The 21,142-nt window shown below is 49.1% G+C and carries 22 protein-coding genes; 15 read left to right on the plus strand and 7 right to left on the minus strand.

Going from position 1 to position 21,142, the window contains the following annotated elements:
• Window positions 1-54: 54 nt before the first annotated feature.
• The 14 genes from ABDZ76_RS08535 to lpxB all read left to right on the plus strand — a co-directional run bounded on the left by ABDZ76_RS08535 (window position 55) and on the right by lpxB (window position 14,566).
• Entirely contained in the window at window positions 55-855 is an 801-nt protein-coding gene (locus ABDZ76_RS08535) for a cell envelope integrity EipB family protein (protein WP_343804746.1), read from the plus strand.
• A 331-nt stretch (window positions 856-1,186) separates the two neighbouring features.
• A complete protein-coding gene (rpsB, locus tag ABDZ76_RS08540) occupies window positions 1,187-1,957 on the plus strand; it encodes a 30S ribosomal protein S2 (RefSeq protein WP_343804337.1) in 771 nt (256 codons plus the stop codon).
• 146 nt (window positions 1,958-2,103) lie between these two features.
• The gene (gene tsf, locus ABDZ76_RS08545; RefSeq protein WP_343804339.1) at window positions 2,104-3,027 is read left to right on the plus strand and encodes a translation elongation factor Ts; all 924 of its coding nucleotides are present in this window, start codon (window positions 2,104-2,106) and stop codon (window positions 3,025-3,027) included.
• Between the two features lie 194 nt (window positions 3,028-3,221).
• Window positions 3,222-3,944 (plus strand): UMP kinase, encoded by a 723-nt coding sequence (pyrH, locus tag ABDZ76_RS08550; protein WP_343804341.1) that lies wholly within the window; start codon window positions 3,222-3,224, stop codon window positions 3,942-3,944.
• 66 nt (window positions 3,945-4,010) lie between these two features.
• The gene (gene frr, locus ABDZ76_RS08555) at window positions 4,011-4,571 is read left to right on the plus strand and encodes a ribosome recycling factor (protein ID WP_343804343.1); all 561 of its coding nucleotides are present in this window, start codon (window positions 4,011-4,013) and stop codon (window positions 4,569-4,571) included.
• A 43-nt stretch (window positions 4,572-4,614) separates the two neighbouring features.
• Window positions 4,615-5,406, plus strand: a complete 792-nt coding sequence (locus ABDZ76_RS08560; RefSeq protein WP_343804748.1) for an isoprenyl transferase — start codon at window positions 4,615-4,617, stop codon at window positions 5,404-5,406.
• A 67-nt stretch (window positions 5,407-5,473) separates the two neighbouring features.
• The gene (locus ABDZ76_RS08565) at window positions 5,474-6,286 is read left to right on the plus strand and encodes a phosphatidate cytidylyltransferase (RefSeq protein ID WP_343804345.1); all 813 of its coding nucleotides are present in this window, start codon (window positions 5,474-5,476) and stop codon (window positions 6,284-6,286) included.
• Window positions 6,287-6,314: 28 nt separating this feature from the next.
• Window positions 6,315-7,454, plus strand: coding sequence for an RIP metalloprotease RseP (gene rseP, locus ABDZ76_RS08570; RefSeq protein ID WP_343804347.1), 1,140 nt, complete (start codon window positions 6,315-6,317; stop codon window positions 7,452-7,454).
• A gap of 241 nt (window positions 7,455-7,695) precedes the next feature.
• On the plus strand, window positions 7,696-10,053 hold the full coding sequence (gene bamA, locus ABDZ76_RS08575) for an outer membrane protein assembly factor BamA (RefSeq protein ID WP_343804349.1): 2,358 nt from the start codon (window positions 7,696-7,698) through the stop codon (window positions 10,051-10,053).
• Window positions 10,054-10,104: 51 nt separating this feature from the next.
• Entirely contained in the window at window positions 10,105-11,160 is a 1,056-nt protein-coding gene (gene lpxD / locus ABDZ76_RS08580; protein WP_343804351.1) for a UDP-3-O-(3-hydroxymyristoyl)glucosamine N-acyltransferase, read from the plus strand.
• Window positions 11,153-11,626, plus strand: a complete 474-nt coding sequence (gene fabZ, locus ABDZ76_RS08585; RefSeq protein ID WP_343804353.1) for a 3-hydroxyacyl-ACP dehydratase FabZ — start codon at window positions 11,153-11,155, stop codon at window positions 11,624-11,626. Before lpxD ends, fabZ begins: the two co-directional genes overlap by 8 nt.
• Window positions 11,627-11,631: 5 nt before the next feature.
• On the plus strand, window positions 11,632-12,468 hold the full coding sequence (lpxA, locus tag ABDZ76_RS08590; protein ID WP_343804355.1) for an acyl-ACP--UDP-N-acetylglucosamine O-acyltransferase: 837 nt from the start codon (window positions 11,632-11,634) through the stop codon (window positions 12,466-12,468).
• The gene (locus ABDZ76_RS08595; protein ID WP_343804357.1) at window positions 12,455-13,342 is read left to right on the plus strand and encodes an LpxI family protein; all 888 of its coding nucleotides are present in this window, start codon (window positions 12,455-12,457) and stop codon (window positions 13,340-13,342) included. Before lpxA ends, ABDZ76_RS08595 begins: the two co-directional genes overlap by 14 nt.
• 12 nt (window positions 13,343-13,354) lie before the next feature.
• On the plus strand, window positions 13,355-14,566 hold the full coding sequence (gene lpxB, locus ABDZ76_RS08600) for a lipid-A-disaccharide synthase (protein WP_343804359.1): 1,212 nt from the start codon (window positions 13,355-13,357) through the stop codon (window positions 14,564-14,566).
• A gap of 90 nt (window positions 14,567-14,656) precedes the next feature.
• On the opposite strand, the gene bfr is transcribed toward lpxB, so the two are convergent.
• The 4 genes from bfr to ABDZ76_RS08620 all read right to left on the minus strand — a co-directional run bounded on the left by bfr (window position 14,657) and on the right by ABDZ76_RS08620 (window position 16,262).
• Complete coding sequence (bfr, locus tag ABDZ76_RS08605; protein WP_343804361.1) at window positions 14,657-15,139, minus strand: bacterioferritin; 483 nt, start codon at window positions 15,137-15,139, stop codon at window positions 14,657-14,659.
• On the minus strand, window positions 15,105-15,416 hold the full coding sequence (locus ABDZ76_RS08610) for a (2Fe-2S)-binding protein (RefSeq protein WP_343804363.1): 312 nt from the start codon (window positions 15,414-15,416) through the stop codon (window positions 15,105-15,107). The genes bfr and ABDZ76_RS08610 overlap by 35 nt, the downstream gene beginning before the upstream one ends.
• 1 nt (window position 15,417) lies before the next feature.
• Window positions 15,418-15,573: a hypothetical protein gene (locus ABDZ76_RS08615; protein ID WP_343804365.1), complete on the minus strand. Its 156-nt coding sequence runs from the start codon at window positions 15,571-15,573 to the stop codon at window positions 15,418-15,420.
• A gap of 305 nt (window positions 15,574-15,878) precedes the next feature.
• Window positions 15,879-16,262, minus strand: a complete 384-nt coding sequence (locus ABDZ76_RS08620; RefSeq protein WP_343804367.1) for a hypothetical protein — start codon at window positions 16,260-16,262, stop codon at window positions 15,879-15,881.
• 231 nt (window positions 16,263-16,493) lie between these two features.
• Between ABDZ76_RS08620 and ABDZ76_RS08625 the strand changes: the two genes are divergently transcribed.
• Window positions 16,494-16,883, plus strand: a complete 390-nt coding sequence (locus ABDZ76_RS08625; RefSeq protein ID WP_343804369.1) for a MerR family transcriptional regulator — start codon at window positions 16,494-16,496, stop codon at window positions 16,881-16,883.
• 2 nt (window positions 16,884-16,885) lie between these two features.
• On the opposite strand, the gene ABDZ76_RS08630 is transcribed toward ABDZ76_RS08625, so the two are convergent.
• The 3 genes from ABDZ76_RS08630 to gltX all read right to left on the minus strand — a co-directional run bounded on the left by ABDZ76_RS08630 (window position 16,886) and on the right by gltX (window position 20,936).
• A complete protein-coding gene (locus ABDZ76_RS08630) occupies window positions 16,886-17,845 on the minus strand; it encodes a heparan-alpha-glucosaminide N-acetyltransferase (protein WP_343804371.1) in 960 nt (319 codons plus the stop codon).
• Between the two features lie 172 nt (window positions 17,846-18,017).
• Window positions 18,018-19,310 carry a citrate synthase gene (gltA, locus tag ABDZ76_RS08635; protein ID WP_343804373.1) on the minus strand — a complete coding sequence of 431 codons (1,293 nt, stop codon included), beginning with the start codon at window positions 19,308-19,310 and terminating at the stop codon, window positions 18,018-18,020.
• Window positions 19,311-19,514: 204 nt separating this feature from the next.
• A complete protein-coding gene (gene gltX / locus ABDZ76_RS08640; protein WP_343804374.1) occupies window positions 19,515-20,936 on the minus strand; it encodes a glutamate--tRNA ligase in 1,422 nt (473 codons plus the stop codon).
• Window positions 20,937-21,142: the final 206 nt, after the last annotated feature.

Below are 21,142 nucleotides of genomic sequence, written 5' to 3' on the forward strand. Positions count from 1 at the left end.
TTAGGGCGGCGGCCTTTATTTTCAGGCTCGCTGGCGGGTATTTCCGGCGGTTTGATGGTTGCAGTCTTTGCATTGGAAGCTGTGCCGGCGATAGCCGCACCTTCGGTGATCTTGGTGCCGCATCGTGCTGTTTATGATCTCCAGCTTGATAAAGCGGATGATAAGACGGGGATTAGCGGTTTGAAAGGCCGTATGGTCTATGAGTTTAATGGCTCTGCCTGCGAGGGCTATACGACCAATTTCCGTTTTGTAACGCAGATTGATATGGAAGAGCAGCCGCAGCGGCTGACTGATCAGCAAACCACCACTTTTGAAGCGGGTGACGGCAAACAGTTCAGTTTCGTCAATAAAACCTTTGTGGATAAAGACCTGATCAAAGAAGTGCGCGGCAATGCCGAGCTGCAAGCTAAAAACCTGCAAGTGAAACTAAGTCAGCCGCTCAAGAGCGATATTGAACTGGCAAAAACCAATTTCCCGACCAAACACCTGACTGAAATTATCGGTAAGGCGGAAACGGGTGAGAAATTTTATCAGACGACCATTTTTGATGGTTCGGAAGATGCCAATCGTATTGTCTCAACCACTGTGATGCTTGGTAAGGAGCAGGTTGTCAAAGATGATGAATATAAATCTTTGGGCGAGATGGGAAAAGATAAATTCTGGCCGGTCACGATTGCTTATTTTGATGATAAGGAAAATCAGGATGGCATGCCGATCTACCGTATCAATTTCAAATTGTACCGTAATGGTGTGACGCGCGATCTGTTTATGGATTACGGCGATTTTTCCATGCGTGGCAAATTGGTTAAGCTTGATCTTTATAAAGGTGAGCCTGTGGACGCACAGTGTAATTAAAAGCATTTCCAGCAAAAGTGCGAAGCGGTTTTGCGTCGGATAATGCGACTAGAAAAGCGATTTCCAGCAAAAGTGCGAAGCGTTACATATAAGAAATCAGCTCATTGGGCTGGTTTCTTTTTTTGTTATGATATGTGCGATTATACTGCATAAAAGCGTAATTTAGGCACGGATAAACGGGTAGGGCTTGCATTTTAGTTTATCATCCGTTAAGTGCCGGATCATTCCACACACGGGCTAGTGGTTAATATCGGGAGAAATCCGATATGACCTCCGGTGGCGGTTCTTCCGCCTCTGTCCGTGGAGGTTAAACCGGAAAAGGAAAATTGAAATGGCATTGCCTGAATTCAGCATGCGCCAGCTTCTCGAAGCTGGTATCCACTTTGGTCACCAGACACACCGCTGGAACCCAAAGATGGCTCCATACATCTATGGCTCCCGCAACAACATCCACATCATGGATTTGGCTCAGACCGTTCCTCTGCTGCACAATGCGCTGAAGGTTGTATCTGACACTGTTGCACGTGGCGGCCGCGTTCTGTTCGTTGGCACCAAGCGTCAGGCTTCTGACATTGTTGCTGATGCTGCAAACCGTTCAGCTCAGTACTATGTCAATGCACGCTGGCTCGGCGGCATGATGACCAACTGGAAAACCATCTCCAACTCCATTCAGCGTCTGCGTAAGCTGGACGAACTGTTGGCTGGCGATGCACAGGGCTATTCCAAGAAGGAACGCCTTAACCTGGAACGCGAACGTGAAAAACTCGATCGCGCACTGGGCGGTATCAAGGACATGGGTTCAGTTCCTGACCTGATGTTCATCATCGACACCAACAAAGAATCGATTGCTATTCAGGAAGCCAAGCGTCTTGGTATCCCTGTTGTTGCAGTTATCGATTCTAACTGTGATCCAGACCAGATCGATTACCCAATTCCAGGTAACGATGATGCTGCACGCGCAATCTCGCTTTATTGCGATCTGATCGCCCGCGCTGCAATCGACGGTATTGCCCGTCAGCAGGGTGCACTCGGCATCGATATCGGCGCTCAGGTTGAAGCTCCGGTTGAGCCAGCACTCGAAGCTCCGGCAGAAGGCGCTTAAGCGCTGTTATAATTCATCCACCCGTTACATAACGGGTGGATAATTTGTTTCGTTCCTCTGTGATAAACTCTTTCGAGTGAGTCACATGGGGGTCTAAAGTTGGCACACCCTTTGGTGTGCCTTCGCTTTCATGAAAGGCGACAATTATGAGCGTTTCCGCATCACAGGTAAAACAGCTGCGCGATCTTACCGGCGCAGGCATGATGGATTGTAAAGCAGCATTGGCTGAAACCAATGGCGACATTGACGCCGCTGTTGACTGGCTGCGTGCAAAAGGTATTGCAAAGGCTGACAAAAAAGCCGGCCGTACCGCTGCTGAAGGTCTTGTTGCAGTCGCTTCAGAAGGCAACAAAGCAGTTGTAGTTGAAGTTAACTCAGAAACAGACTTCGTTGCACGTAACGATGCCTTCCAGGAAATCGTTCGCAATGTTGCTCAGGTTGCTTTGACAACTGACGGTTCAACCGATGCTGTTGCTGCTGCCATCTATCCTGGCGCAGAAAAGAACGTAACCGAAGTTATCAAGGACGCTGTTGGCACCATCGGTGAAAACATGAGCTTCCGTCGTTCAGCTGGCCTGAGCGTTAACAACGGTACTGTTGCAACTTACATCCACAACGGCGTTTCCGATGGTCTCGGCAAGCTGGGTGTTTTGGTTGCGATCGAAACCGAAGGTGACAAAGAAGCTGCAAACGCATTCGGCCGTCAGGTTGCAATGCACGTTGCTGCGATCAACCCGCTGGCTTTGACCAACGAAGAAGTTGATGCCGCCGCTGTTGAGCGTGAAAAAGCAATCTTCATCGAACAGGCTCGCGAATCGGGCAAGCCAGACTCAATCATCGAAAAAATGATCGATGGTCGTATGCGCAAGTTCTACGAAGAAGTTGTTCTTCTGTCCCAGGCTTTCGTTATCAATCCTGATCTGACTGTTGCTGCAGCTCTTAAAGAAGCTGAAAAGACAATCGGCGCTCCTGCAAAAATTACTGCTTTTGTACGTTTTGCACTCGGCGAAGGTATTGAAAAAGAAGAAACAGACTTCGCAGCTGAAGTTGCTGCCGCTGTTAAGAGCTAATCTTAGTTCTGAATAGCTTTATCGGGCTAATAACAGTTGTTTTGCCTTTATCTCGCGCTTAAGTGTGGGTTTGGCAAAAATATGCTGGCTTATGCTCTAAAAGCTTTTGATTATGGAGGGCATCGCGTGACAACGCGGTGCCCTTCGTGTATCGAACAACTGAAATTCATATGGCCGTAACACAAGAGGGTACCATGACCGCAAAGCCTGTATATAAACGCATCATTTTAAAAGCATCCGGTGAAGCTTTAATGGGCGGGCAGGGCTTTGGTATTGATGTATCGGTTGCGGATCGTATTGCAAGCGACGTCAAACAAGCCCGCGAACTGGGTGTTGAAGTTGGTATTGTGATTGGTGGCGGTAATATTTTCCGCGGTGTTGCTGTGGCCTCCAAAGGTGGTGACCGTATTACCGGTGACCATATGGGTATGCTCGCAACCGTCATCAATTCGCTGGCTCTGCGCACTTCACTAAATAAAGCCGGTGTTGATGCAGTGGTTCTTTCTGCAATCGCTATGCCGGAAATTTGCGAAAGCTTCACGCAGCGCAAAGCCACTGCCTATATGAATGCAGGCAAAGTGGTTATTTTCGCCGGTGGTACCGGTAATCCGTTCTTTACAACTGATTCTGCTGCTGCCTTGCGTGCGGCTGAAATTGGTGCGGATGCGCTGTTAAAGGGCACGCAGGTGGATGGCATTTATTCGGCTGATCCGAAGAAAGACCCGACTGCCACCCGTTTTGACCGTTTAACCCATAAGGAAGTGCTTGATCGCGGTTTGGCTGTCATGGATACAGCTGCGGTTGCACTTGCACGTGAGAACAACATTCCGATAATAGTTTATTCGATCCATGAAAATGGCGGATTGGCTGATATTCTGCAAGGTAAAGGGCGCAGTACAATCGTAACGGATGCTTGAATTTTGCTTTGCTGAATTCTTAAATCCGCGCCCGCTCTCAAATTTTTGCGCCCTAAGGAGAAACCTATGAGCGATGTTTTTGACATCAATGACCTGAAGCGCCGTATGGACGGTGCGATCTCTTCATTTAAACATGATCTGGGTGGTTTGCGTACCGGCCGTGCATCGGCAAGCTTGCTGGAGCCTATCGTTGTGCAGGCTTATGGCTCAAGCATGCCGATCAATCAGGTTGCCAACATCACTGTGCCGGAACCACGCATGCTGGCTGTGTCCGTTTGGGATAAGTCGATGGTTGGTGCTGTTGAGCGCGCAATCCGCGAATCCGGTCTTGGTCTGAACCCGATCACAGATGGCACAAACCTGCGTATTCCTCTGCCGGAGCTGAACGAACAGCGCCGTAAAGAGCTGGTGAAAATTGCCAACCAGTATGCTGAACAGGCTCGCGTTGCTGCCCGTCACGTTCGTCGTGATGGCATGGATCAGCTCAAGAAGCTGGAAAAAGACAGCCTGATGAGCCAGGATGACAGCCGTGTGATGTCGGACAAGGTTCAGAAATTCACGGATGAAACTATTGCCGAGATCGATAAACTGTTCGCGGCTAAAGAAGTGGAAATTATGCAGGTATAAACCTTTATCGGTTTTTGCATGATTTTGTTTTTACTCTACGCAGATTGAAGAGGTAGCTGCACGAATGTCGGATCCGCGCCACATCGCCATCATTATGGATGGAAACGGTCGTTGGGCAACCGCGCGTGGGCTGCCTCGCAGTGCCGGACACAGGGCAGGCGTCGAAAGCTTGCGTGCGATTGTGCACCATGCCGGCGTGACAGGTCTTGAATATCTGACTTTTTTTGCGTTTTCATCTGAAAACTGGTCGCGGCCTGATGGCGAAGTGCGTGAGCTTTTAGCATTGCTGAAAATGTTCATCCGTCGTGATCTGGCAGATTTGCATCGTAAAAATGTGCATATCAGCGTGATCGGCGAGCGTGACAACCTGTCTGCGGATGTACGTGGGCTTTTGGTTGAGGCGGAAAGTCTGACACGCGGCAATACTGGTCTTAATCTGGTCATTGCCTTTAATTATGGCGCGCGTGACGAGATTACCCGTGCTGTGCGCAGTCTTGCTGCCGATGTGGCAGCAGGCCGCCTTGATCCGCAGTCTATTTCGGCAGATCTGATTTCCGCCAATCTTGATACATCCGGCATGCCCGATCCCGATCTTATCATTCGCACAAGCGGTGAGATGCGGCTTTCAAACTTTCTGCTCTGGCAGGCGGCCTATGCGGAATTTCTGTTTGTTCCATGTCCTTGGCCGGATTTTACACCGGAACTTTTCGAAGAAGCGATTGCAACTTACCGCAATCGGGAACGTCGTTTTGGTGGGGTTGAGGCACGTGCATCTTGTCATGATAAGTCGCAAGCACTGTCTGTTGCTGCGGCATCTGACGGCGTTGCATCCTGAAATTTATTACAAGTAGCCAGCCTTCAATATTTTGCCGAAAATCAAGAATGATGGCCAAGAGGTGAATATGTCAAATCTTCAAACCCGCATACTTACGGCGATTGTGCTTGGCGGTTTAACACTGTGGCTGACATATATCGGCGGTCTTGGTTTCAGCCTGTTGATGGTCGCCATGGGACTGGCGATTTTCTATGAGTGGACGACTTTAAGTGCGTCTCGTCAGAGCGCATTGACCAAAATTATTGGCTGGTTGTGGCTGGTCGGTACTTTTGCTTTGCTGATCTGGGATAAAAATGCGCTTTGGACAATTGGCTTCTTGTTGGCTGGTTTTGTCATCTTGCTGGCGCTTGGCTGGAAAATAGGTAAAGCATGGCCAGCCGTCGGTCTTCTTTATGCAGGTTTTCCGACAGTGTCGCTTTCGTTGTTACGGGGTGATGAGCCGTTTGGCTTTACAGCTATCATCTTCTTGTTTGCAATTGTCTGGTCAACGGATATTGCGGCCTATTTCACCGGCCGTTCCTTAGGTGGCCCTAAGCTGGCGCCAAAATTTTCACCGAATAAAACATGGTCGGGTGCTATTGGTGGTATCGCTGCGGCCGTGGCGGGTGCCATTTTTGTGGCGTCACTTGTGGCGGAGCCTGGCAGTTTCATCGTGCCATTGCTGGCCGTCATGTTGTCGATTGTTTCGCAGATTGGTGATCTGGGCGAATCTTGGGTCAAGCGTCAGTTTGGTGCTAAAGATTCCGGCTGGTTGTTGCCGGGGCATGGTGGCGTGATGGATCGTGTTGACGGTCTGATTGCAGCCGGTGCACTGCTTTATATTATCGGTGCTATTCTGGCTGAGCCGGATGTGCCGTCAGCGATATTTTTTAATCTTTAAACCTGTACCCCCGTCAGGAGTTTTTGTTTTGTCCGATATTTTCTCACATCTCTTTGGGAGCAATAGCCTGCTGGTGGGAACGCTCATCCCGTTTGTCTGCGTCCTCAGTGTGGTGGTTTTTGTGCACGAGATGGGGCATTATCTGGTCGGGCGTTGGTGCGGTATCGGGGTTCAGGCTTTCTCTATCGGTTTTGGGCCAGAAGTGATTGGTTATACAGCCAAATCAGGTACACGCTGGAAATTGTCGGCGATCCCGCTCGGCGGCTATGTGAAATTTGCCGGTGATGAGAGCGTGACGAGTTCGCCTGTCGGCGTTGATCATGCTGCGATGAGCGAAGATTATCGTAAAACAGCCTTTCATACCCAGCCGGTCTGGAAACGCGCTGCAACTGTCTTTGCAGGGCCCGCATTCAACATTCTTTTGACCATCGCGATTTTGAGCGTCTTCTTCAACATGTATGGCCGCACAATCGCTGATCCTTTGGTGGCGGAAGTCACTGTTGGTAGCCCGGCGGAAATCGCCGGCTTTAAAGCCGGTGACCGTTTCATCAGTGTTGAAGGTTCGAAAGTTACGACATTTGCGGACGTGCAGCGCATTGTATCGGGGCGCACCGGCGATGCTCTCAAATTCGTTGTCGAGCGTGACGGGCGAGATGTTGAGCTGGAAGCAACACCGGTTGTTTCCGAGCAGACCGATGCTCTGGGTAACCAGATCAAAATCGGTGTGATTGGTGTGAAGACGACCAATGAGGTCGCGCAGTTTCGTAAAGTTGAATATGGCCCACTAGAATCAGTTGGGCAGGCAGTGAAAGAAACCGGTCATATTATTGGTCGTACAGGAGAATTTTTCTCGCGATTCTTCGCCGGACGCGAAGATAAGTGTCAGCTTGGCGGGCCTGTTAAGATTGCTAATATGGCAGGGCAGGCTGCAAGTTTGGGTTTTGAATGGCTGGTTCAGCTGACTGCAATGCTTTCAATTGGCATTGGTTTGCTCAATTTATTCCCGTTGCCGCCGCTGGATGGCGGGCATTTGGTGTTTTATGCGGCGGAAGCTGTGTTGGGCAGACCAGTGTCAGTGCGTGCGCAGGAGCTCTTTTACAAAGTTGGCTTTTTGTTAGTTATGGGCTTTATGGCTTTTGTACTTTTCAACGATGTTTTTGCCTGCTAACAGTAAAATTGATTTTTGGCGTCGATAAGACGTGAAATAAGAGGCGTTGGACTGGATAAGTAATATAATTTGTTTACCATAATCATGGATTCGCGTGGCATGTCTGCCACGGTTGACGACGAAGTAAACAGATTTTAACTGTCGTACTTGCTTGTATGTAAAAACAAGCTATGACGTTAAGTATGTGCATTTTCTGGGAAACGCGCCCGGGGATAGAAATAAACGAAGGTTTTGAAAGCCCATGACGGCAAGTTCTAAATTGTTTGGCGCCGCATCAGCGATCGCCATGTCCGTGGCTCTGGCAGCCTCAGGTTCTGCGGTTGTGTCACTGGCATCCGTTGCGAGTGCTCAGGCAGCCGTAGCCAGCCGTATTGATGTTCGCGGCAATCAGCGCGTTGACGCGCAGACCATCCGTGACAATGTCAATATCCGTCCGGGTAAAGCTTACACCAGTGCAGATGTGGACGAGGCTGTGAAGCGCCTGTTCGGTATGGGCTTGTTCTCCGATGTGAGAATCACCCAGTCCGGTGGCGCTCTGGTTGTTCATGTCAGTGAATATGCCGTCGTTAACAATGTTCTCTTCCAGGGTAACAAAAAGGTCAAAGATGCGCAGCTGGAACGTGCCGTTCAGTTGAAGCCACGCAGTGCTTTCGATCCTGCTATCATGGAAAATGATCGCGACGCGATTAAGGCCGCTTATGGTCATGTTGGTCGTAGCGATGTTACTGTTAATGCTCGTACAGTTGATCTGGGTAGCGGTCGCGTAAACGTTGTTTATGAAATTGCTGAAGGCTCGCGCACCAAGATTGCGAATATCAACTTCGTCGGCAATAATGCTTATGGTGAGCGTCGTCTGCGCGATATCATCTCGACCAAGCGTTCAAACCCATTGTCATGGCTGACCCGTAGCGACATTTATGATGAAGGTCGCTTGCAGGCGGATGAAGAAGCACTGCGTCGCTTCTACTACAACCGTGGTTATGCGGATTTCCGCGTTCTGTCTTCGGAAGCTGTGCTTGACGAAGCAACGAACGAATACACCATCACCATTAATGTTGATGAAGGTCAGCGTTATACATTCGGTGATGTGCAGATTGAAAGCACAGTGGACGGCGTTGAACCTGAAGCACTCAACGGTTTGATTGCAACCCGTTCAGGCCGCAACTATAGTGCAAAAGATATCGAAAAGACTGTTGAAGCGATCACAGATCGAGTTGCCAGCAGCGGTTATGCTTTTGCCAAGGTTGAGCCGCGCGGTGATCGTAACTTCGATAATCATACAATTTCCGTGGTTTACAATGTTGAACAGGGCCAGCGTGCTTATGTTGAACGTATTGAAATCCGCGGCAATGATAAAACCCGTGATTATGTTATCCGGCGTGAATTTGATCTGAATGAAGGCGATGCTTTCAATCAGGCTATGATCCAGCGTGCAAAACGTCGTCTTGAAGGTTTGGATTTCTTCCAGTCCGTTAACATCTCCACCGCTCAGGGCTCAGAGCCTGATCAGGTTGTGCTGATTGTTGATGTGATGGAAAAGTCGACCGGTGAGTTCTCCATTGGTGCAGGTTATGCGACCGGTGGCGGTACACCTGGTGCATCCGTTGAAGGTTCTGTAACCGAGCGTAACTTCCTCGGTCGTGGTCAGTATATCCGTTTTGGTGCCGGTATCGGTCAGAACGATATGCGTAACTACAACTTCTCCTTCACCGAGCCTTATTTCCTTGGCAACCGTATCTCTGCCGGTTTTGATGTTTTCCGTCGTAGTCACCGCGTTGATCGCGACTATGATGTGACACAAACTGGTGGTTCGATCCGCTTTGGTCTGCCAATTACTGATAATTTCTCTGCCGGTATTGCTTATAATCTGGTTGAGGAAAAATATAAGCTTGATAAAAAGAAGCTGGCCGCTGGTGATTACGCGCCGGCTCTTGCAGAAGCTGCTGAGTATAGCCCATGGTTGCGCTCATCGATCAGCTACTCGCTGGTTTATGATAGCATCGACAATAAACAAAACCCGCGTGATGGTATCTTTGCTCGCTTCACACAGGAATTTGCCGGTCTTGGTGGTGATGCGAAGTTCTTGAAGACAACTGCTGATGCAAAATACTATCAGACCTTGCATGAAGATGCTGACCTGATCGGTATGTTGGGCGTTGGTGGTGGTTACATCCATGCTTTCAAAAATGATGGCGTGCGCATGTTTGACCTGTTCAAAAATGATCAGGATTTGATCCGCGGCTTCAAATATAACAGCATGGGGCCTTATCAAGAGGCTTCGAATGGTAGCGGAGAGCGTTACTGGCTTGGTGGTACAACCTACCTGAAGGCAACTGCTGAATTGCAGTTCCCGATGCCGGTTATCCCGGAAAGCTTCGGTATTCGTGGCGCATTGTTTGCTGATGCCGCAATGCTTTATGGGTCTAAAGGTAGTGGTAAGGTTGAAGGCGATGACAAGAAGATTCGTTCTTCTGTTGGTCTCAGCCTGATGTGGGCTTCACCATTTGGCCCGCTGCGCTTTGACTATGCTGTACCAACTTCCAAGGCTTCTTCGGATAAAGTACAGAACTTTAACTTTGGTATCTCGAGCAAGTTCTGATCGATTTGCCTTCTCCCGGAACCATATGGAGCCGGGAGAGAAAGTGTTTTGATGGCAGATCCTGTTTTCTTCCCACTTGATCGTCCCGTAACAATCGGTGACGCTGCTGAATTAACCGGTGCTAAACTGCATAATGTGCAGTTGGCATCGCGTTTTTTTGCGCGCCTTGCTTCTATTGATAATGCTTCAGCGGATGCTGTGGTGTTTGCTGAGGGGCGCAAGAATGCACCTCAGCTGAATGCTTTAAATGCTGCCGGTGTGTTCTGCACCGAAGATATGGTATCTTCTGTTCCATCTGGTGTTGCAGCTCTGATCATCAGGCATCCGCATCGTGCATTTGCACAGCTGGGTCGTAAATTATTTCCCGCATCTTCATTCCCTGAGCCATGGATGGGTGAGGCAGGTATTTCGTCTTGTGCCAATATTCATGCCACTGCTGTGATCGAAGATGGCGCTACCATCGAGGCAGGCGCTGTTATCGGTAAAGGTGTAACTGTCGGCACAGGGTCGCGCATTTGTGCAACAGCCGTTATTGGTGCCAATTGTCAGATCGGGCGTCATACATATATCGCGCCGGGTGTTTCTGTGCAGTGCGCTTTCATCGGCAATCATGTGATCTTACATCCGGGTGTGCGTGTGGGGCAGGATGGTTTCGGCTATCTGCCGGGGCCCGCTGGTCTTGAAAAAGTGCCGCAGCTTGGGCGCGTGATCATTCAGGATCATGTGGAAGTTGGTGCTAATACCACGATTGATCGTGGCTCTTTGAGCGATACCATCCTTGGTGAAGGCACAAAAATCGATAATCTGGTGCAAATTGCACATAATGTAAAAATTGGTCGTTACTGTGTCGTAGCGGCGCATTGCGGGATTTCCGGCAGCGTTACGATTGGTGATATGACCATGCTGGGCGGACGTGTGGGCCTGGCAGACCATCTGACTATCGGATCGAATGTGCAGATCGCCGCAGCAAGTGGTGTAATGCGCGATATACCGGATGGCGAGAAATGGGGCGGTTTTCCTGCCCGACCTATCAAGCAGTGGTTCCGCGAAGTGGCAACCCTGCGCAGCTTTGGACAACCTAAGAAGGAGCAATCCTCTGATGACTGAGATCAACGAGGTTAAGCTTGAAGCGGCAGATATTCACCAAGTTTTGAATGCACTGCCGCATCGTTATCCGTTTTTGATGATTGATCGCATTATTAATATCAACGGTGACCAGTCGGCTACCGGTGTTAAAAATGTGACCATTAATGAACCGCATTTTATGGGGCATTTCCCAGAAAAGCCGGTAATGCCGGGCGTTTTGATCATTGAAGCAATGGCGCAGACCGCAGGAGCAATTGTTGTTCTTGCTAATGGTCAGGGCCGTCCTGGTCTGGTTTATTTCATGACCATCGACAATGCCAAGTTCCGCAAGCCTGTTGTGCCGGGTGATCAACTTTTATTGCACGTCAATAAGTTGAAACAACGCGGCAACATCTCTAGATACCAGTGTATTGCTGAAGTTGACGGTGTCAAAGTCGCAGAAGCAGAAGTTTCTGCAATGACCCATGTCCCAGACGGGAAAGAGTAAAACATATGGCCGAGACCATTATTCACCCAACCGCACTCGTTGAGGATGGAGCACAGCTAGGCGCTGGCGTATCTGTCGGGCCTTTCTGCCACATCCAGTCAGGTGCGGTTATCGGTGATGGTTCTCAATTGATGAGCCACGTTGTGGTGACCGGTGCCACAAGACTTGGTGCTCAGGCACAGGTTTTCCCGCATGCTGTACTCGGTTGTGAGCCGCAAAACGGTAAACATACCGGTGGCCCGACCACATTGGAAATCGGTACCCATTGCACGATCCGCGAAGGCGTGACCATGCATTGTGGTTCTGATACCAGCCGTGGTCGCACCATTGTCGGTGATCACTGCACATTCTTGGCTTATGCGCATGTTGCCCATGACTGCATTGTCGAAGACCATGTAACATTTGCCAATAATGTGATGGTTGGCGGTCACTGCGAAATTGGCCATCGTGCCATTTTAGGTGGCGGCTCTGCTGTGCATCAGTTCACCCGTATCGGCCACCACGCTTTTGTGGGCGGTATGGCTGCGGTTGCCGGTGATGTTATCCCATTTGGCATGGTCATTGGTGTTCATGCACATTTGGGTGGCCTGAACATTATTGGTATGAAGCGTTCCGGCATGGACAGAAAAGAAATTCATGCTGTTCGTCATGCGTCACGTATGTTGTTCGATCGCACAAAACCTGTGCAGGATCGCGCTAATGACGTGAAACTTGCTTATGCTAACTCTAAAGCAGTAGCTGATCTGATTGATTTTGTGACAGCAGATTCAAAGCGTGCTTTCTGTACGCCTCTGATCAAGTCAGCAAAAACCGCCCGTGAGGATAACGGTGGCGAGCAATAATCGTCATTCGATAGCAAATCAATCCGTTTCCCCTCGCACTGCGATTATCGCGGGAAACGGACTGTTACCGATTGAAGTTGCAAAATCTTTAGCTGCCAGCGGCAATGCGCCGTTTATCTTTGCCCTGCGAGGCGAAGCAGCACCTGAATTGTATCAATTTGAGCATCAGGAACTTTCAATCGTCGAATTTGCAAAGTTCATCAAGACGATGAAAGCGCATAATATCCCACAGGTTATTTTAGCAGGTGGTGTGCTTAATCGTCCGCATTTATCTGATTTGCGCTTTGATATGCCGACTTTGCGCGCGTTGCCGAAAGTGATCGGCGCATTGGGCAAGGGCGATGACGCATTGCTGCGTGCTTTTATCCGCTTGCTTGAAGATTATGATATTAAGGTGATCGGTGCACATGAGATTGTGCCTGATTTACTGTCGCCAATGCCCGCACAAAGTTTGACCAAGGCACGTCCTGACAAGCGTGAACAGCATAATATTCAGCTTGGCGCTGAGGCTGCGCGTTTGCTGGGTGATCTTGATGTCGGGCAGGGCGGCGTTGCTGTTGGTGGCCGTGTGGTGGCGCTGGAAGGCGCAGAAGGCACTGATCTGATGCTGATCCGTGTGGCTGAGCTTCGTGCATCAGGGCGTATTCCGCCGCGTGGTGGTGTGTTGGTAAAATGCGCCAAACCTTCGCAGGAAGAGCGTGCTGATTTGCCAGCCATTGGTATCCACACCGTAATCAATGCTGATAAAGCCGGCTTGGCAGGAATTGCAGTTGAAGCAGGGCGCAGTTTTATGCTTGGCTATCACGAGACGATAGTCGAGGCCAATAAACGTGGCCTGTTTATTGAGACATTTGTTCGAGCACCCGTTGAGTGAGGTCTGAAGCTGATGAGCAAGCCGGTGATTACCCGTCCGCAATCGCAACACACACCTCTCAAGATTGCAATTGTTGCAGGTGAAGAATCAGGTGATCTACTTGGTGCTGATCTGATTGATGCACTGCGTTTGCAAACAGATCGTCTGGTGGACATCGTTGGTGTTGGCGGCGTACATTTGCAAGAGCGCGGCCTGAAAACGCTGTTTAATCCGCATGAAATATCGCTGATGGGGCTGGGCGCAGTTTTAAAAAATCTGCCGAAACTGATCATGCGTATTCGCCAGACCGCAAAAGCAATTGTCGCTGAAAAGCCTGATTGTCTAGTGATCATTGATAGTCCGGATTTTACGCATCGCGTTGCTAAGAAAGTGCGCCTTTCCGATCCGTCGATTCCAATTATCAAATATATCGCGCCAACCGTTTGGGCATGGCGACCGCGCCGCGCCAAAGAAATGCGCGACTATATTGACCATGTGCTAACGATTTTGCCGTTTGAAGTGGATGTGCTTAAAAAACTGCATGGGCCGGAAGCAACTTATGTTGGTCATCGTTTGGCAGGATTGCAGCCGATCTTGGATGCGCGTGAGAAACAGAAGAAGCGCGGCGTCCTGAAGGATGCCACAGCACCACGGCAGGTTTTGATTTTGCCAGGTTCACGTCGTTCTGAAATTCAGGGTCTGATGCCGGTTTTTGGCGAAGCACTGAAAGAACTAGCGCTACGCTTTGAAAGCATTGAGGCGATTTTGCCGACCTTGCCGCATCTGGAAGAGATGGTGCGGGAGCAGTCCAAAAACTGGCCGGTAAAACCTAAAATTGTTGTTGGTGATGAAGCCAAATATCTGGCTTTTTCGGAAAGTGATGCCGCACTTGCCGCATCTGGCACAGTGTCACTGGAACTGGCTTTGGCACAGGTGCCGACAGTGCTGGCCTATAAAACGGATTGGTTCGCACGGCAGTTTTTATTGCCGCGTATTACCATCTGGAGTGCAGCGCTGCCGAACATCATCACGGATGAACCAATTTTGCCGGAATATTTCGACCATTATATGCGGCCGGGTGCTTTGGCACGGCAATTGCAGCGCTTGCTGATTGACGGGCCTGCTCGTGAGGCGCAAATCAAGGGCTTTGAAGAGGTTGCCGAACTGATGGCGACAGATCAGCCATCGGGTGAACTGGCGGCCTCTGTGGTGCTTAAATTGGCAACGGCCAGACAAAACGCTTAAGAGTAAAAAATAAGCCGCACTGACAATCAGCGCGGCTTTTCTACATTTATATAAGACGGCCTGTTCCCACTGGCCTCTAATGTTTTTTAATCAGGCTTCGTCTGCCGGTGCTGCATTGAGCAGACCATAGCGTTCTTCACCGATTTTACCGAGCAGTTCCAATTGTGTTTCGAGGAAGTCGATATGGCCTTCCTCGTCTTTCAGAAGCTCGTCAAAAAGCTGCTTGGTGACATAGTCGCCAAGCTGATCGCAGATTTCACGTGATTTTTTGTAGGATGTACGGGCATCAATTTCGCCCTGCAAATCGCATTCCAGCACTTCCTTGACATTTTGACCGATGCGCAGTGGTGCTACCGACTGAAGGTTTGGATGGCCTTCAAGGAAAATGATGCGTTCAATAATACGATCCGCATGTTGCATTTCTTCGATGGATTCTTCGCGTTCTTTTTTTGCAAGACGCGCATAGCCCCAATCGTCAAGTAAGCGGTAATGCAGCCAATATTGGTTGACTGCGCCGAGTTCCAGAAACAGTGCCTCGTTAAGCCGCTCGATGACCTGTGGTTCGCCCTTCATGCTTTATTCTCCCAAATTTTTCACGCAAGGATCTGACTTGATCAATGAACAATATGACATTCTCATCATTCTGATTATGACGAAGATGATATTCTTCAGTGACCTTTATGATCGTTTCTATGACATTTGGGAAGCACCCGCTGCACCGACCGCGGCGAGACATCGCATGGTAAATAGTTGAAGGCACAATCAAGCGCCAGCAATCTTCGTCCAGAAGTTCAATAATTGTATCTTCAATTTGTTTTTGAGTAATAAAGTTGCAGTGGCATACAAGCATTTTACAGCGCTCCTTCAGCAAAGGTCAGCTGTTCATTCATGCTGATGTGATTATAGACTGCTGTGTAAGCGAATTTTACATTTCGCTTTGCAAAAACAACGCTGCTTTTATTAATCAGCGCGCTATTTATATTATTATCAGAATTTGAACCAATCATTGGTTCCTCCAATAGCTCAGGGTAAAGGCCTGAATATTAAAGGTTGAACTAAATTTAGATCATATATGCAAAATTAATGTAAAAATTGTCAAATGCTATGATTTTGAATTGTTCTAAAAAACAATGACTTAGAATAAATCTAAAGATGAGTTAAATGCCCATATTAATGGAGAAATTTGGCTTTTGGGAAGATTTTTCAGCTGAAATCAGCCCTTGGTTTATTCATGTGGTATTTTGCCTCACAGGCGCAGATCAGCATAAAAGACAGCATTTTTAACAATGTGCAGACGCATTTTGTAGGCTGATCACTCGGCTAAAGGCGCATTATCGATGTCGGAGCTGTCTTCCGGCAGATCGAGAATAGGAGCGCCACAGCGGCGATACATAAAATCAGTAGCAAGGTCTTTAAGGCCATTGGCAAAGTGCCATTCGCGATGGGCAATTTCATCAACGCCCATGCACCACTTGATCTCGTCTTGAGACAAGCCGTAATTGGTCTCGAGAAAGGAGAGGGCATAATCAATGCCTTCCTCACAGGCGTCGGTTTCACAAAAGCCGCCATCGCGCGCTAAGAGTTCAAGCGACTGTGTACCGAGCTTTTCCACATAAGGGCGGATCATAAAGGGGGCTGCACCTAAGACTGCAATGACAACTAAACCGCCGATAATGATTTTGACAGGTCTTTGCATAGGGGCTCTTTCAAAGGCGGTGACGGATGAGGTGTGAAAGCTTTTACGGACAGAGACTAACGCTAGTTATTAAAAGTGTTCTTAACAGGGATGTGCGTTAAAACTGGTTGATCTTTTATTTTCAGGCGCATGATTTGTTGATTTTATTTGACTGATACGTAAAAGGAAGTTCTGCTGATTGTGAGCAATAAGTTTCGTCAGCTATTGTGATTTTGATAGGAAGGTCAAGGTTTGCATCGCGAATATTATACCATTACCGAATTAACGCGTGAATTTGGTATTTCGACGCGAACCTTGCGTTTTTATGAAGATGAAGGCTTGCTGCAACCGGAACGACGAGGGCGCACCCGATTGTTTCGCCCTGCCGACCGGCATTTGCTGCGGCAGATTTTGCGTGGGAAGCGGCTTGGATTTTCAATTGCTGAAATCCGCGACATTATTCGTATGTATAGCGAGCCGCCATCCGATATCGAGCAGCTGAAGTTGTTGGTCAGACATGTGAATGAAAAACGTGATGAACTGACGCAAAAGCGCCGTGATATTGAAGAAACGCTCAGCGAATTGGAGCGGATTGAAGAAATCTGCATTGAGCGTATTGCGGAGCTTGGTGTTTCGACCTGAAATTATTCAGACGCTGGCAGCATTTTGACCGAGCAGAGTTGTGCACTCTCCTGCAATGACTGGTTCAGTTCTTCCGTTATCGCGCCGTTATAAATCTGCTTGGCGATATTTTTGTTCTGAAGGTCATCGGTAACACAAGCGCAGAACTGCGCGCATAATTGCGGATCACCTTCCAGCGCGCAATTGGTCTGGCAAGCTTGCATAAAAGCGCGTTCCGGCCCTGCTGGCGGCACAATAAAAGTGATACCGTAAATGATTGCCATCAGCACAGGCTGGTGGATCAGATAAAAGGCCAGACTATGTTTTCCGATAAAGGTAAGCGGTTTGGCAATTTGTGCCTCTTTGGCAGAGCTTTGCAGCCACGCACTTAGATTAAAAGTCTGACACAGTTTGGCAAGTGCGATACCGGTGAGCACAGCGCTCAACCAAGGAAAGAGCGGCACATAATCATTGGATAATGGTGTGATGGTGCCAAGGCCGATAAAGCCAAGCAACGGCGCGTTAAAGAAATCTGATCTGGCATAATCAGGTGCGATAAAGATCAGCAAGGCAACGACCAGAATAAGCACTGCTGGCAAGCGCAAAAACAGCAAGCCCAGCACACTGGCCAATGCAATTTGATGCAAAATACCAAAAAAGATAAATGAATCGGGTGATGTATAATATGTCAGGCCGGTGATTGCGGCTGCCGCAATGACAATCATTGCAAGGCGTTTGCCAAATGAGTGCCAGCGGATAGCTTTGCCATGCGCCAGATAAAGGCTGAAGCCGACGAGAATCAAAAAGCTGCTGGCAATCAGGCGGGCAAAGAGTTTCCAGCCGCCATGCGCTGTGGTGCCCGGATCCATATAGCCAAAGAATTCCAGATCCCAGCCGGTATGATAAATCGCCATTGCAATGAGGGCGAGGCCACGGGCAATATCAATACGGTTGAGGCGGGAGGAAGAAATATTGGCACTCATGATCAAAAATGAACCGCCTTGGCAAGCTACAGGAAAAAAATCTGTTTATCCGTAGCACAACATGGAGTGGCAGATAAAGAGTGCGGTCTGTCTGTTGAGCTTTGCTGGTTGACACATTTATTGGCTGCATAAAAAAGCCCCCGAACTGGTCGGGGGCTTTTTGTTTTTAAACTTATTTGCGTTTTGCAACAGGCACGTAATCGCGTTCTGCTGCACCAGTGTAAAGCTGGCGCGGACGACCGATTTTCTGCTGTGGATCTTCGATCATTTCTTTCCACTGTGCGACCCAGCCAACTGTACGGGCAAGAGCGAAAAGCACGGTGAACATTTCGGTCGGGAAGCCGAGAGCCTTCAGCGTAATACCGGAGTAGAAATCGATATTCGGGTAGAGCTTCTTCTCGATGAAATATTCGTCGGTCAGAGCAATGCGTTCCAGTTCCATCGCTACGTCGAGCAACGGATCATCTTTGATGCCAAGCTCTGCCAGCACTTCATGCGTGGTTTTCTGCATGATTTTAGCGCGTGGATCGTAGTTTTTGTAAACGCGGTGACCAAAGCCCATCAGACGGAACGGATCGTTCTTGTCTTTTGCTTTCGCAATATATTCAGGGATACGGTCAACAGTGCCGATTTCAGCAAGCATGTTCAGTGCTGCTTCGTTGGCGCCGCCATGTGCAGGACCCCAGAGACAGGCTACACCAGCTGCGATACATGCAAACGGGTTGGCACCTGAAGAACCGGCCAGACGCACTGTCGAGGTCGATGCGTTCTGTTCGTGATCGGCATGCAGGATGAAAATACGATCCATTGCACGGGCAAGCACAGGGTTAACCTTGTAATCTTCACAAGGAACCGCAAAGCACATGTGCAGGAAGTTTGAAGCAAAATCGAGATCGTTTTTCGGATAAACGAATGGCTGACCGATGTGGTATTTATAAGCCATTGCAGCCAGTGTCGGCATTTTTGCGATCAGGCGGATGGAAGCAACCATGCGCTGATGTGGGTCGGTAATGTCTGTTGAGTCGTGGTAGAAGGCGGACATTGCGCCGACGCAACCGACCATTACGGCCATTGGGTGGGCATCACGGCGGAAGCCGGTGAAGAAGCGTGTCATCTGCTCATGGAGCATTGTGTGACGGGTAACACGGTAGTCAAAATCGGCTTTTTGTGCCTGTGTCGGCAGTTCGCCGTAAAGAAGAAGGTAGCAGGTTTCTAAGAAGTCGCCGTTTTCGGCTAATTGATCAATCGGATAGCCCCGATAGAGAAGAACGCCTTCATCACCATCAATATAGGTGATTTTGGATTCACATGATGCGGTAGAAGTAAAGCCCGGATCGTATGTGAAGGAATTTGCATTCTTATATAACGGACCGATATCGACAACATTTGGACCAACGGTGCCCGCTCGCACCGGCAGCTCAAAGGTTTTTCCGTCGAGGGTAAAACTAGCTGTCTTGTCAGACATCGGTATTCCTTTCATGTCCACTATTGCTTTTGCGCCGCTTGGGTACGGCAAGTATTCAAGCAGATTTAGTGCATGTTTGTCCAATTATCACTTAGTCTGCCGTGTGAATAACTGGCCGCCAAACTATCCCAAAGTACCAATGTTGCAATGCTAAAAAGCTACAACTTCAGCAAGTTTTCGTGTTTGGCGGCAAATTTTTAAAACTTAAACGATTTGATCGCGAATTCGGCCCAATGCTTCTTCGCGTCCAAGCACTTCCAGCACATCAAAAACGCCTGGCGATGTGGATTTACCCACTAAAGCTGCACGTAAAGGTTGTGCAACCTTGCCAAGTTTGAGGTTTTTTTCTTCTGCAAATGCGCGTGCAGTAGAATCAAGTGCTGCGGCAGTCCACTCAGTTGTTGCTTCCAGTGCCGGCAAAACATCTTTAAGAAGAGCGCGGCCTTCATCATTAAGAATGGTTGCGGCTTTTTCATCCAGTGTGAGCGGACGCTGTGCAAACAAGAATTGTGCGCCATCCATCAGCTCAACCAATGTCTTGGCGCGATCTTTCAGACCCGGCATGGCCGCCAAAAGCTGTGCACGTTTTGTGTCATCGAGAGCGGCAAGCATTGCTTCGCCACCTTCAAAATAACCGAGTGTGTCGATCAGCGTGTTGGCCAGCTCTTCGCTGTCGCGTGCACGGATATATTGGCCGTTGATGGCTTCCAGTTTCTGGAAGTCAAAGCGTGCTGCACCTTTATTGATGTCGACAATGTCAAACCATTCGATCATCTGTGCAATCGACATGATTTCATCGTCGCCATGGCTCCAGCCAAGACGGGCAAGATAATTGCAAAGCGCATCCGGCAGATAGCCCATGGCGCGGTAAGCATCGACACCCAAAGCACCATGACGCTTGGAAAGCTTCGCACCATCGGCACCATGAATGAGCGGAATATGGGACATGGACGGAACGTCCCAGCCCATTGCATTATAAATGACAGTCTGGCGTGCCGCATTGGTGAGGTGATCATCACCACGGATGATGTGGGTGACGCCCATATCATGGTCATCAACAACAACAGCGTGCATATAGGTTGGTGTGCCGTCCGAACGCAGAATAATGAAATCATCCAGATCTTTGTTTGGGAAGCGCACTTCGCCCTGAACCGCATCATCAACGAGGGTTTCGCCGGTTTGCGGTGCTTTAATACGGATAACCGGTTTTACGCCTTCAGGCGCTTCATCGGCAGAGCGATCTCTCCAGCGGCCGTCATAACGTGGCGGACGACCTTCTGAACGCGCCAGTTCGCGCATCGCATCCAGTTCTTCCGGCGTGGCATAGCAATAATAAGCCTTGTCGTTGGCAACCAGCTCTTCTGCGACTTCACGGTGACGCGGGGCACGTTCAAACTGGGAAATGGCTTCGCCTTCCCATGTCAGACCGAGCCATGTCAGACCGTCCAGAATGGCGGCTGTGGCGGCATCGGTTGAACGCTCACGGTCGGTGTCTTCAATACGCAGCAGCATCTTGCCGCCACGGTTTTTGGCATAGAGCCAGTTGAAGAGTGCAGTGCGTGCACCGCCGATATGCAAATAACCGGTAGGGGATGGTGCAAAGCGGGTAATAACAGGCTTGGACATGACAGCTCCGCTGTAATTTTTTATCAACAAATAGCACAATGACGGGCAATTTGCTGCATGGTAATTATATTTCTTGTAAAACTCAGATCCAGATTTCAGCGCTGGTCAAAGCGCATATCAGAATAGGACTTCGGTTTTTTATAAAGCTCATGTAGCATAGGCAGCATCGTGTGCAAGTGTGCCGGTCAAGTTTTTATAAAAGAGTG

The organism is Paenochrobactrum glaciei, assembly GCF_039522165.1.
Taxonomy (GTDB): domain Bacteria; phylum Pseudomonadota; class Alphaproteobacteria; order Rhizobiales; family Rhizobiaceae; genus Paenochrobactrum; species Paenochrobactrum glaciei.